This window comes from Buttiauxella cochleicola, assembly GCF_021283185.1.
In the GTDB taxonomy this organism is placed as follows: Bacteria; Pseudomonadota; Gammaproteobacteria; order Enterobacterales; family Enterobacteriaceae; genus Buttiauxella; species Buttiauxella massiliensis.
On sequence record NZ_JAJSOS010000016.1, the window covers coordinates 1 to 12,715 of the forward strand.

Genomic DNA, 12,715 nt, shown 5'->3' on the forward strand with positions numbered 1-12,715 from the left:
CAGAATATGCCTGGCGGCACTAGCGCGGTGGTCCCACCTGACCCCATGCCGAACTCAGAAGTGAAACGCCGTAGCGCCGATGGTAGTGTGGGGTCTCCCCATGCGAGAGTAGGGAACTGCCAGGCTCTAAATTCAAAGCAGTAAAAGCCAGAATGTGACATCTGGTGGTAATAAGAAAGAAATTCGGTGGAGCGGTAGTTCAGTCGGTTAGAATACCTGCCTGTCACGCAGGGGGTCGCGGGTTCGAGTCCCGTCCGTTCCGCCACTTATAAAAAAATTATGCCTGCTTAATCAGCGGGCTTAATAATAAGCGTTATTTAGGGGCGTAGCTCAGTTGGTAGAGCACCGGTCTCCAAAACCGGGTGTCGCGAGTTCGAGTCTCTCCGCCCCTGCCATATAATGATCCTTTGCTTCGGCAAAGGATTTTTTTTGCCTAAAATTCCTCAAGTTATCCCTCAAATCTACAAAAGCGCATTACTGCGCCATAAGTGGTGTCTTTAATAACTCTTTGATTGTGCTTTGTTTATCACTATTTTGTAACCAGATCGCATACAAAGGGCGCGAAAGTGTATTTGTATCGGGTACCTGGTAAATTCCTTCGCATTCTTTGGCCCATTCGATGGGTAAAAATGAACAACCATTGAGCGGTGCCAACAATTTATAGGCTATTTGTGCTGAGCTAGTCGTTAGAACTGGAATGCTATCATTGTTGATAAGGCCCGCTTCATGTTGTTGAAAATCAGGACCCCACTCCAGACGTAAATACGTTAACCCTGTTTTTGAGCTTTGTTGTGAAGAAGAAAATAGTGCCAGGTTAAAATGCCCTAATAACTGGCATGAAAACTCGTCCATCTTTGGCGATTCCGTCGTGATCAGCAGATCAAGTTGACGTTCATGCAATTGTTTAACTAGCGACTGGCGTTGGGAAATACGGGCTTCAAATTGAAGTCCTTTGTGCTGTTGATACAGAGCAACAAGCCATTCAGAAAGCATGCATTCCCAAAGTGAAGAACTAGCACCAATCGTTAGCTCATTGTGCTGAGATGTGTTGGAAACTTCTTTTTTGGCAGCGAGCCAGGTATTCATGAGGTTTTCTGCATAAGGCAACAAACGCTCACCTGCTGTCGTCAGGCGAATATTATTACGATGACGAGTAAAAAGATTCACGCCGAGTTGATTCTCTAATTGACGAATTCTGAAGCTAACTGCTGATTGCGTTAGATAAAGAGCCTCTGCAGCCCGCCCAAAATGCCGCGTTCGGCTCACTTCTAGAAACGTTTTTAATAATTCAGTATCCACAACTCTCTCCCAAAAAAAATTTGTCGTTATGATTTAAATGTTTTGTTTGACGCTCTGTCAAGCGTAACTAATACTCCGCGCCATAAATAGCTCGACCAAGAGAATTAGGAGCGTGCAGGATGGCGGAAAGCTTTACGACGACTAATCGGTTTTTCGACAATAAACATTATCCACGCGGGTTCGCTCGCCATGGTGATTTCACCATCAAAGAAGCCCAGTTATTAGAGCGTCATGGTTATGCGTTCAATGAGCTGGATCTTGGCAAGCGTGAACCTGGTACTGAAGAGGAAGTTCTGTTTGTAGCTGTATGCCGTGGTGAACGTGAGCCGGTGACAGATGCAGAACGTGTGTGGAGCAAATACATGGCGCGAATTAAGCGCCCTAAACGTTTCCATACCCTCTCAGGTGGCAAGCCGCAGGCGGATGCGGTTGAAGACTATACCGACAGTGATGATTAATAAAAATGGGGCGAAAGCCCCATTTTTTATCCTGTTAACTGTTGTAGATGAATGAGTAAGCGATCAATCGCCCGATAGCTCAATGCTTCTAGAAGATGTTCCCTCTGTATCTGTTTATGTTCCTGAATATCTGCAATTGTTCGTGCAACTTTTAATAATCGATGCCATGCACGTACCGACAACCCCAACTTTGCCAATGTCTCTTCAAGCCACATGGCATCATTGTGCTCAATGACACAATGTTTTCTGATTTCATGGTTATCCAGTCTCGCATTTAACTTTTGCTGTCTCTCATACTGCCGCTGTTGTGTAGCGATGACTCTTGCTCTTACGTCTGCGCTACTTTCGCTGCTCACACCTGAATTACTTAGCATTCCAGGTGGCGGAAGTGGGATCTCTGCGGATAAATCAAATCTATCAAGAAAAGGCCCTGAAAGACGGCTAAGGTAGCGCAGCGTTTGTTCGGGTGTGCAGCGATTATGCTTACCTTGATAGTGACCTGTTGGACTTGGGTTCATCGCAGCCAGAAGTTGAAAATTGGCAGGGTAGCTAATTTTTGCACGGGTACGGGAAATATGAATTTCCCCTGATTCTATAGGCTCGCGTAATGCATCAAGCACACGGCGTTCAAATTCCGGGAGTTCATCGAGAAATAACACACCGTTATGTGCCAGAGATATTTCACCGGGTCTTGGTATTGAACCTCCACCAACCATTGCACTCAGTGAAGCGCTATGATGAGGCGCTCTGAATGGGCGCTGACGCCACTGTTGCTGTAACGAATGTGGATTGACCAGGCTTAGAATGGCAGCACTCTCCAGCGCTTCACTGTCGCTTAAAGGGGGGAGTAAAGTATTCAGTCGGCTGACCAGCATGGTTTTACCCGTTCCTGGAGGGCCAATGAGTAATAGGTTATGCCCACCAGCTGCGGTGATCTCTAGCGCTCGCTTCCCCTGAGACTGGCCAAAAATTTCATTAAGGTCTTGCCGATATTCAATGTGTTGCTGCGGCCGCTTTTCTGGAGCAGATAATTCGGCTCTGCCTTCAAGGAATGCGCAAACTTCAGTGAGGTGGTTTGCAATAAGGCAGCCAGCTTGTGTTATCAAACTAAGTTCAGCGGAGTTTTCATCGGCAACGATTATTTTCTTCCCTGATTTTAAAGCCTCCATAGCAGATGAAATTGCGCCTGGGACGCCTCGTAACGCCCCGGTAAGTGCGAGCTCACCAACGAACTCATATTGACTTAACTTATCAATAGAGAGCTGCTCAGACGCTGCCAGCAATGCCAGAGCAATAGGTAAGTCATACCTGCCGCCTTCCTTAGGAAGATCTGCCGGCGCGAGATTTATCGTGATTTTCCGGGCCGGGAAAGTATAGCCACTATTGATGATGGCACTTCGCACTCTGTCTCGCGCTTCACGGACTGTCGTTTCCGGTAAGCCCACAAGCGTCAAACCTGGCAACCCTTGACTGATATGAACCTCAACGGTTACCAATGGGGCGGCAATGCCTAATGCTGCTCTTGTATTAACAACTGCCAGTGACATAGCTCTTTCCTCTGGGTGAACTTTCATCCTGTCAGCTTGCTAATGATGCTGAAAGAGGCGAAATAATGTTCCTCGCAACGCCTTCCAGACTTTCGAGTAAGATTTCTTTTTTGAAAATTATTCTGCGATGCGCTTCGCAAAAGATTTATTTTTGGAAGAAATTTTGAGGAGAGGAATAAGAATTCGCTCTATATGAAATATTTTCACTATCTCCTTATGTGCTGAAAACAAAAAGTTTTTTTGTTGACTGATTTTTGTATCCCCTTTCTCGCCATAAAAAAATCTTGTGCTTGTCTCTGACTCTGTGATAACTCTGTAGGCATTACTTCGAACAAGTAGACAGAATAAACAAACATGAAAGCCCTCCTACAAGTGATTAGCCTGGTCGTGATTAGCGTGGTGGTGATTATTATCCCACCGTGCGGGGCTGCACTTGGAGAAAGAAAGGCTTAAAAATCAAGCCTGAATCGAAAAGAACCCCCGCACCGAAAGGTCCGGGGGTTTTTTGTTGGGCAAAGAAATACGGAGAGGAACAGATGATGCGTTGCAGAATAAAATGCTGTTTCTCCGATAATGAGACGGGGAACTAACTATGAATGGTGCGCAGTGGGTGGTACATGCGTTGCGAGCGCAGGGTGTAGAGACAGTTTTCGGCTATCCGGGTGGCGCAATCATGCCCGTCTATGATGCGTTGTATGACGGCGGGGTCGAACACTTGCTCTGTCGCCATGAACAAGGCGCTGCAATGGCAGCCATTGGGTATGCACGTTCTACTGGAAAAACAGGCGTTTGCATCGCCACTTCCGGGCCTGGCGCTACCAACCTAATCACTGGCCTTGCCGATGCGCTGTTAGACTCCGTTCCAGTCGTTGCCATCACAGGCCAGGTCGCCACCCCATTCATCGGTACCGATGCGTTCCAGGAAGTGGATGTTTTAGGATTATCCCTCGCGTGCACCAAACACAGTTTCCTCGTTGAATCATTCGATGATTTACCTCGCGTCCTTGCAGAAGCCTTTGAAATTGCAAACTCTGGTCGTCCGGGCCCCGTGTTAGTGGATATCCCTAAGGATATTCAATTAGCACAAGGCGATCTGGAGCCGTGGTTATCGACAGTTGAAGATGATTTTGCAATGCCGCATGCCGAGCTGCAACAGGCTCGCGAAATGATAGCCAGTGCCCGCAAACCTATGCTGTATGTCGGCGGTGGCGTCGGCATGGCTCAGGCGGTTCCTGCGCTGCGCGAATTCATTGCGGTTACCAATATGCCTTCTACGGTCACCTTGAAAGGTTTGGGTGCCGTTCCAGCAGAGCATCCGTTTTATACCGGCATGTTAGGTATGCACGGCACCAAAGCAGCTAACTTCGCGGTGCAAGAATGCGACTTGCTGATTGCCGTCGGCGCCCGTTTTGACGACCGTGTTACCGGAAAATTGAATACCTTTGCCCCTCACGCGAAAGTGATCCATATGGACATCGACCCGGCTGAATTAAGTAAATTGCGCCAGGCACATGTTGGGTTGCAGGGGGATTTGGTCCAGTTATTACAGGCGTTGCAGCAACCGCTGGATATCGCGGACTGGCAGCAAGAAGTAGCCACTTTGCGCGCTAATAACCCATGGCGCTACGATCATCCTGGCGAAGCCATTTTTGCCCCGTTATTACTGAAACAAATCTCTGACCGCAAGCCGCAGGAATGCGTGGTGACCACTGACGTGGGCCAGCACCAGATGTGGACGGCTCAGCATATGTCATTCACACGTCCGGAGAATTTCATCACTTCCAGTGGCCTGGGAACGATGGGTTTTGGTCTGCCCGCAGCCGTAGGCGCACAGGTAGCCCGGCCGAACGATACGGTTATCTGTATCTCGGGTGACGGCTCTTTCATGATGAACGTTCAGGAGCTGGGCACCGTAAAACGAAAACAGCTGCCGTTGAAAATCGTTTTACTGGATAACCAACGTTTAGGAATGGTACGCCAGTGGCAGCAGATGTTTTTCTCAGAACGATATAGTGAAACCAATCTCTCCGATAACCCCGATTTCCTCATGCTGGCCAGTGCCTTCGGTATCCCAGGCCAACACATCACTCGTAAAGACCAGGTCGAAGCCGCCATCGACGCGATGCTCAATAGCGATGGCCCATACATGCTTCACGTCTCGATAGATGAGTACGAAAACGTCTGGCCGTTGGTGCCACCAGGTGCCAGTAACTCTCAAATGCTGGAGAAATTATCATGATGCAACATCAGCTCGCAGTAACGGCCCGTTTTCGTCCAGAAACGCTGGAACGCGTGTTACGCGTGGTGCGTCATCGTGGTTTTCAGGTCTGTTCTATGAACATGGTCACGGTGGGGAACACTGACGATATTAATATTGAATTGACCGTTGCCAGCCTGCGCCCGGTCGAATTACTGTTTAGTCAATTAAGCAAACTGGTTGACGTTGGACGCGTCGAAATCCAGCAACAAACAACACAACAAATCCGCGCCTGAGCGCAGAAGGAAGAGAACAATGACAACGAAGAAAGCTGATTACATCTGGTTCAATGGTGAGATGACGCCGTGGGGCGAAGCAAAGGTCCATGTAATGTCCCATGCGCTGCATTACGGCACATCGGTCTTTGAAGGCATCCGTTGCTATGAATCTCACATTGGTCCAGTGGTGTTCCGCCATCGTGAACACATGCAGCGTTTGCGTGATTCCGCAAAAATCTATCGTTTCCCTGTATCACAAAGTGTTGATGAGCTGATGGAGGCTTGCCGTTCTGTTATCCGTAAAAACAACCTGACCAGCGCGTATATCCGCCCGTTAGTTTTTGTGGGTGACGTCGGTATGGGCGTGAACCCGCCAGACGGTTACACCACTGATGTGATCATCGCAGCCTTCCCATGGGGTGCATACCTCGGCGCAGAAGCGCTGGATCAAGGGATCGACGCAATGGTTTCCTCATGGAACCGTGTAGCGCCAAACACTATTCCTACTGCGGCGAAAGCCGGTGGTAACTACCTCTCTTCCTTGCTGGTTGGCAGCGAAGCTCGTCGTCATGGTTATCAGGAAGGCATCGCGCTGGACGTGAACGGCTACCTGTCTGAAGGTGCGGGTGAAAACCTGTTTGAAGTAAAAGACGGCATCCTGTTTACCCCGCCATTTACCTCTTCCGCGCTGCCGGGCATTACCCGTGACGCCATCATTACGCTGGCGAAAGACCTGGGTATCGAAGTACGTGAACAAGTGCTGTCCCGCGAGTCCCTCTACCTGGCCGACGAAGTGTTTATGTCAGGCACGGCGGCAGAAATCACGCCGGTTCGTAGCGTTGACCGTATTCAGGTAGGCGAAGGCCGCTGTGGCCCGATTACCAAGCGTATTCAGCAAGCATTCTTTGGCCTGTTCACCGGCGAAACCGAAGACAAATGGGGCTGGTTAGATCAGGTCAACCCTAAGTAAAAATATAACCAGGCGGATGGTGATTACCGTCCGCTCGACAGACAGACTGGAGTAAATAAGCATGCCTAAGTACCGTTCAGCCACTACCACCCATGGCCGCAATATGGCGGGTGCCCGCGCATTGTGGCGCGCAACCGGGATGACCGATGACGATTTCGGCAAGCCAATTATTGCGGTAGTTAACTCCTTTACTCAGTTCGTGCCAGGCCACGTTCACCTGCGCGATTTGGGTAAACTGGTTGCAGAGCAAATCGAAGCATCGGGCGGTGTGGCGAAAGAGTTCAACACCATCGCGGTGGATGATGGTATCGCCATGGGCCACGGTGGCATGCTTTATTCTCTGCCGTCACGCGAGCTTATCGCTGACTCCGTGGAATACATGGTCAACGCGCACTGCGCCGACGCGATGGTTTGTATCTCCAACTGCGACAAAATCACCCCAGGGATGTTGATGGCCTCTTTGCGCCTGAACATTCCGGTTATTTTCGTTTCCGGCGGCCCGATGGAAGCCGGGAAAACCAAGCTCTCTGACCAAATCATCAAGCTCGACCTGGTTGATGCAATGATTCAGGGCGCAGACCCGAAAGTGAGCGACGAGCAAAGCGAGCAGGTAGAACGCTCTGCATGCCCAACTTGTGGCTCTTGCTCCGGTATGTTCACGGCTAACTCCATGAACTGCCTGACCGAAGCGCTGGGTTTATCTCAGCCGGGTAACGGTTCTCTGCTGGCAACACACTCAGACCGTAAAGAGTTGTTCCTCAATGCCGGTAAACGTATCGTCGCTCTGACCAAACGTTATTACGAGCAGGATGATGAAAGTGCTCTGCCACGTAGCATCGCCAGCAAAGAAGCGTTTGAGAATGCCATGACGCTTGATGTCGCCATGGGTGGCTCAACGAATACCGTTCTGCACTTACTGGCAGCAGCTCAGGAAGCAGAACTCGATTTCACCATGACCGATATCGACCAGCTTTCTCGTAAAGTCCCACAGCTGTGTAAAGTCGCACCAAGTACCCAGAAATACCATATGGAAGATGTGCACCGTGCTGGTGGCGTAATCGGTATTTTGGGCGAGCTGGATCGCGGTGGCTTACTGCATCGCAATGTGAAAAACGTTCTGGGTCTGACGTTGACGCAAACGCTGGAACAGTACGATGTCATGCTGACTAAAGACGAAAGTGTGAAAAGCATGTTCTCCGCAGGCCCGGCCGGTATTCGTACCACGAAAGCATTCTCACAATCTTGCCGCTGGGATTCTCTGGATGTTGACCGTCAAAACGGTTGTATCCGTTCGAAAGAACATGCTTACAGCCAGGAAGGTGGTTTGGCTGTGCTGTACGGTAACTTCGCAGAAAACGGCTGTATCGTGAAAACGGCTGGTGTAGACGATGAAAGCCTGGTATTCCGCGGGCCTGCAAAAGTTTACGAAAGCCAGGATGATGCTGTTGAGGCAATCCTTGGTGGCAAAGTCGTCGCGGGCGATGTGGTTGTTATTCGTTACGAAGGGCCAAAAGGCGGGCCGGGCATGCAAGAAATGCTTTACCCAACAACCTTCCTGAAATCTATGGGGCTTGGTAAAGCGTGCGCACTGGTCACTGATGGTCGTTTCTCCGGCGGTACTTCCGGTCTTTCTATCGGCCACGTTTCTCCGGAAGCAGCAAGCGGTGGCAATATCGCGCTGATTGAAGATGGCGACATGATTGCCATTGATATCCCGAACCGTGGGATCCAACTGCAATTGAGCGATCAGGAAATGGCCGCTCGCCGTGAAGCACAAGAAGCTCGCGGCGACAAAGCCTGGACTCCACGCGCACGTGAACGCCAGGTTTCCTTCGCTCTGCGCGCTTACGCAATGCTCGCTACCAGTGCCGATAAGGGCGCGGTGCGCGATAAAAGTAAGCTTGGAGGCTAATGATGGCCGAGTCACAACCACTACCTGACGCCCCTTGTGGGGCGGAATATCTGCGAGCCATTCTGCGTGCCCCGGTTTATGAAGTCGCGCAGGTTACACCGTTGCAGAAGATGGAAAAGCTGTCATCACGGCTGGATAACGTCATTCTGGTGAAACGTGAAGACCGCCAGCCAGTGCACAGTTTCAAACTGCGTGGCGCATACGCGATGATTGCCGGGCTGAACAGCGAACAAAAAGCCAGTGGTGTGATTACCGCTTCTGCGGGAAACCACGCTCAAGGTGTTGCGCTTTCTTCAACACGTTTAGGTATCAAGTCTCTGATTGTCATGCCCGTGACTACGGCGGATATCAAAGTGGATGCGGTCAGGGCGTTTGGTGGAGAAGTATTGCTGTACGGCGCGAACTTTGATGAGGCTAAAGGGCGTGCCATCGAGCTTTCGCAGCAGCAGGGGTTCACCTATGTACCTCCGTTCGACCACCCGGCAGTCATCGCCGGGCAGGGCACGCTGGCGCTTGAACTGCTGCAACAAGACGCCCATATCGACCGCATATTTGTACCGGTTGGCGGCGGTGGTCTGGCAGCAGGTGTGGCGGTGCTTATCAAACAGCTGATGCCACAAATCAAAGTGATTGCTGTTGAAGCGGAGGATTCAGCCTGCCTGAAAGCGGCACTTGATGCGGGCAAGCCGGTTGATTTGGCGCGCGTCGGTTTGTTTGCTGAAGGTGTTGCGGTTAAGCGTATCGGCGATGAAACATTCCGTTTGTGTCAGGAATATCTCGACGACATCATCACGGTGGATAGCGATGCTATCTGCGCTGCGATGAAAGATTTGTTCGAAGATGTTCGTGCGGTCGCTGAACCGTCTGGCGCTCTGGCGCTGGCAGGGATGAAAAAGTACATCCAGCAGCACCAGATCCGTGGTGAACGACTCGCGCATGTTCTATCTGGTGCGAACGTTAACTTCCATGGCCTGCGTTACGTTTCCGAGCGTTGCGAGCTCGGTGAACAACGTGAGGCATTGCTGGCGGTCACCATTCCTGAGCAGCAAGGCAGCTTCCTGAAATTCTGCCAGGTGCTGGGCGGGCGTTCTGTCACTGAGTTTAACTATCGTTATTCCAGCTCGGCAGAAGCCTGCATCTTTGTGGGTGTGCGCCTGACTCGTGGTGTTGAGGAACGACAAGAAATTATCGCACTGCTTAACGAAGGTGGTTACGGCGTTGTCGATCTTTCTGATGACGAAATGGCGAAACTGCATGTGCGCTACATGGTGGGCGGGCGTCCGTCTAAACCACTGCTTGAGCGGTTGTACAGTTTTGAATTCCCAGAATCACCGGGTGCTTTGCTGAAATTCCTGCAAACGCTCGGCACGCACTGGAATATTTCGCTGTTCCATTACCGCAGCCACGGCACGGATTATGGCCGCGTACTGGCGGCATTCGAACTGGGCGACAATGAGCCCGATTTCGAAACCCGAATCAATGAACTGGGTTACGATTGTCATAACGAGACAAATAACCCCGCGTTCCGCTTTTTCCTCGCGGGCTAAGTGCCGCTTAAAGCGGGAGATAACCTGTCTGGGTTATCTCCCGCTTTCCTTTTTCTGCTTTATTTTTCATAATCCGCCGAATTATTTCTCTGTCAACGAATCTCAACGATAAAAATGTGACGTAATTAATAATAAAATGCTCACCGCATTGCGCCAGCCTGAGTACATCTTTTGGGGGCAATATTTGTCGCCCGCTTTCTGCTCCTGAATTAACATTATCTCTAGTTAATTTTTAGCGGTTAGAGAGGATATTCGGATGAGAACGGATATAATTGATGCCCCGAATGAAAGTGCGCAAGGATGTGAATATTTTACACCTCAGCTCACATTTCTGGATAAACATTATAATAATTCCACTGACTTTTTTTCTTCGATATTTTTGCTGCTTAAAGAGCAAGGCTACGTCCGGGACTCTTTTCTTGACGCCATCATCGCCCGTGAAAAGGCGTACCCTACCGCGCTGCCAACGCTGCCGGTGGCCATTGCGCTTCCTCATACCGATCCTCAGCACGTTATTCGCCCCTTTATCTCCGTGACGCGGCTGTCTACGCCCATTGCCTGGCAGGAAATGGGTAATGATGACAACACGCTTTACGTTCATTTTATTGTTTTACTTGGTTTTATTGACCACAGCAGCCACCTAACCGCGCTGCAAAAGCTCATGGACTGCCTTGCGGATGAAGAGGTTGTCCAGGCCCTACGCGAAATAGACGATGTAGAAACCTTTCTCTGTACCCTCACATCAAGACTGCAATTAGATAAGGATATATAAGATGAAAAAAGTCATTGTTGCATGTGGAAGCGGCGTTGCTACCTCACAAACTGTTGCCAGTAAAGTGACCCGTTTATTGAATGAACGTCAGCAGTCTCATATCAAAGTTGAAGTCATCGACCTGAAATCGCTTGATAGCCATATAAAAGACAGTGCGGCTTATATCGCCATTACCAAAGTTGATAAGCAATATCCTATCCCGGTAATTAATGGGATTGCTTTTCTTACCGGCATGGGAATGGAGCAGGAATTACAAAAAGTTATTGATGCCTGCAAATAAGGTGTAGCTCTTTAATCCGTATAATTATTTTAGTGGAGAAGTGCTATGGACTTTCTTGGTGTAGTCATAAATTATATTCTGAATTTAGGCGCGCCGGTTTTTGTGCCCTTTATTATGCTATTAGCCGGGCTGGTGGTGCGGATGAAATTCCGCGATGCGGCCTCGGCGGCCATCACGCTGGGCGTCGCCTTCGTTGGGATGAGCATGCTGATTGGCTTTATGGTTGATGCCATCGGTGTTGCCGCGCAGACCATGATGAACCGTACTGGCCTTGAGCTAAGTATCGTCGACGGCGGCTGGACGACGATGGCGAATATCTCCTGGGCCTGGCCTTATGCGTTCGCCATGTTCCCGCTTCAGGTTGGCGTAAACATTGTGATGTTGATGCTGAACAAGACCAATACCTTCAACGCCGACCTCTGGAACGTGTGGGGGAAAATCTTTACCGCGTTTATCGTGGTGAGCGTCACCACCCCATTGTTTGGCCCGGTCTGGAGTCTGGTACTGGCGTTCCTCGTTGCCGCTTTCCAGATCATTATGGAACTGAACGCGGGGGATATTCACCAGCATCGTATCGAGAAGCTCACGGGGATCCCGGGGGTGACCTGTACGCACCGTATGGTTTTCTTTGGTGCCATCTATTACCCGTTCGATCTGCTGCTGCGCAAAATTCCGGTCTGCAATAAGCCGATGGATGCCAGCGCGCTGCGCGCTAAAGTCGGGGTCTTTGCTGAAAACCACATCATTGGTTTTATTCTGGGGATCCTGTTTGGGGTGATTGCGGGCTACAGCGTTGCGAAAACGCTGATGCTGGGTGTGCAGGCCTCAACGGCGCTGGTGCTGTTCCCGATGATTTCAAAGCTCTTCATGCAGGCGCTGTCGCCGATCTCTGAGGCCATCAGCGACTATATGAATAAGAAATTCTCCGGTCGTAAGCTGTTCGTGGGTATCGACTGGCCGTTTATGGGCGGTGCAAGCGAGATCTGGTTTGCCATTATCGTTGCCATCCCGTTCACCCTGCTGTGGGCGCTGATTCTGCCGGGAAATAAGATCCTGCCGTTTGCTGGCATCATTAATATTGCGCTGATTGTTCCGGCCTATCTGGTGACGCGCGGTAACACGCTGCGCATGGTTATCCTGAGCATTATTGGCGTACCGTTTTTCCTGTTCGTTGGCACGCAGTTTGCGCCAATGATTACCGACCTCGGTCTGGCCACTAAAGCGATCACCATCCCGGCAGGGCAGCTGATTTCGAACAGCTCGATTGATGCGCCTGTCTTCACCTATGCCTTCTCTTTCCTGTTCAAATTCCTGGAAGGCAACTTTATCCCGCTGATCTTCGCGCTGTGGTGGGGCTGCGGCTACTTCTTCTACTCCCGCGAACTGCGTCGTGAAAGCAATCTGGCACAGCAAGAAGCCGAGCAGCAGGAAAAGGTTCAGCAGGCGTAATTCTGG

Annotated in this window: 12 protein-coding genes, 2 tRNA genes and 1 rRNA gene; 13 read left to right on the plus strand and 2 right to left on the minus strand. The window is 50.3% G+C overall.

The window, feature by feature from the left end:
• Window positions 1-9: 9 nt before the first annotated feature.
• From rrf to LVQ76_RS20135, 3 genes are all read left to right on the plus strand, one after another.
• Window positions 10-125, plus strand: a 5S ribosomal RNA gene (gene rrf / locus LVQ76_RS20125).
• Window positions 126-188: 63 nt separating this feature from the next.
• Window positions 189-265, plus strand: a tRNA-Asp gene (locus LVQ76_RS20130).
• Between the two features lie 54 nt (window positions 266-319).
• Window positions 320-395: transfer RNA gene (locus tag LVQ76_RS20135), tRNA-Trp, on the plus strand.
• 79 nt (window positions 396-474) lie between these two features.
• Here LVQ76_RS20135 and hdfR read toward each other — a convergent pair.
• Complete coding sequence (gene hdfR / locus LVQ76_RS20140) at window positions 475-1,329, minus strand: HTH-type transcriptional regulator HdfR (RefSeq protein WP_370639870.1); 855 nt, start codon at window positions 1,327-1,329, stop codon at window positions 475-477.
• 89 nt (window positions 1,330-1,418) lie between these two features.
• Between hdfR and LVQ76_RS20145 the strand changes: the two genes are divergently transcribed.
• On the plus strand, window positions 1,419-1,757 hold the full coding sequence (locus LVQ76_RS20145) for a MaoP family protein (protein ID WP_151996167.1): 339 nt from the start codon (window positions 1,419-1,421) through the stop codon (window positions 1,755-1,757).
• Window positions 1,758-1,783: 26 nt separating this feature from the next.
• Here LVQ76_RS20145 and LVQ76_RS20150 read toward each other — a convergent pair whose 3' ends face one another.
• The gene (locus LVQ76_RS20150) at window positions 1,784-3,304 is read right to left on the minus strand and encodes a YifB family Mg chelatase-like AAA ATPase (RefSeq protein WP_232922330.1); all 1,521 of its coding nucleotides are present in this window, start codon (window positions 3,302-3,304) and stop codon (window positions 1,784-1,786) included.
• Window positions 3,305-3,658: 354 nt separating this feature from the next.
• Here LVQ76_RS20150 and ilvL point away from each other — a divergent pair, with 354 nt between their 5' ends.
• The 9 genes from ilvL to LVQ76_RS20195 all read left to right on the plus strand — a co-directional run bounded on the left by ilvL (window position 3,659) and on the right by LVQ76_RS20195 (window position 12,709).
• Entirely contained in the window at window positions 3,659-3,757 is a 99-nt protein-coding gene (gene ilvL / locus LVQ76_RS20155) for an ilv operon leader peptide (RefSeq protein ID WP_072009493.1), read from the plus strand.
• Window positions 3,758-3,896: 139 nt separating this feature from the next.
• Entirely contained in the window at window positions 3,897-5,543 is a 1,647-nt protein-coding gene (gene ilvG / locus LVQ76_RS20160) for an acetolactate synthase 2 catalytic subunit (protein ID WP_232922331.1), read from the plus strand.
• Window positions 5,540-5,797, plus strand: a complete 258-nt coding sequence (ilvM, locus tag LVQ76_RS20165; protein ID WP_064515142.1) for an acetolactate synthase 2 small subunit — start codon at window positions 5,540-5,542, stop codon at window positions 5,795-5,797. The genes ilvG and ilvM overlap by 4 nt, the downstream gene beginning before the upstream one ends.
• Window positions 5,798-5,816: 19 nt before the next feature.
• Window positions 5,817-6,749 (plus strand): branched-chain amino acid transaminase, encoded by a 933-nt coding sequence (locus tag LVQ76_RS20170; protein WP_064515144.1) that lies wholly within the window; start codon window positions 5,817-5,819, stop codon window positions 6,747-6,749.
• A 61-nt stretch (window positions 6,750-6,810) separates the two neighbouring features.
• Entirely contained in the window at window positions 6,811-8,661 is a 1,851-nt protein-coding gene (ilvD, locus tag LVQ76_RS20175; protein WP_064515146.1) for a dihydroxy-acid dehydratase, read from the plus strand.
• 2 nt (window positions 8,662-8,663) lie between these two features.
• Entirely contained in the window at window positions 8,664-10,208 is a 1,545-nt protein-coding gene (ilvA, locus tag LVQ76_RS20180) for a threonine ammonia-lyase, biosynthetic (RefSeq protein WP_151996171.1), read from the plus strand.
• A 256-nt stretch (window positions 10,209-10,464) separates the two neighbouring features.
• A complete protein-coding gene (locus LVQ76_RS20185; RefSeq protein ID WP_232866429.1) occupies window positions 10,465-10,980 on the plus strand; it encodes a PTS sugar transporter subunit IIA in 516 nt (171 codons plus the stop codon).
• A 1-nt stretch (window position 10,981) separates the two neighbouring features.
• Entirely contained in the window at window positions 10,982-11,260 is a 279-nt protein-coding gene (locus LVQ76_RS20190; protein ID WP_035896401.1) for a PTS sugar transporter subunit IIB, read from the plus strand.
• A 45-nt stretch (window positions 11,261-11,305) separates the two neighbouring features.
• Entirely contained in the window at window positions 11,306-12,709 is a 1,404-nt protein-coding gene (locus LVQ76_RS20195) for a PTS galactitol transporter subunit IIC (protein WP_232866435.1), read from the plus strand.
• Window positions 12,710-12,715: the final 6 nt, after the last annotated feature.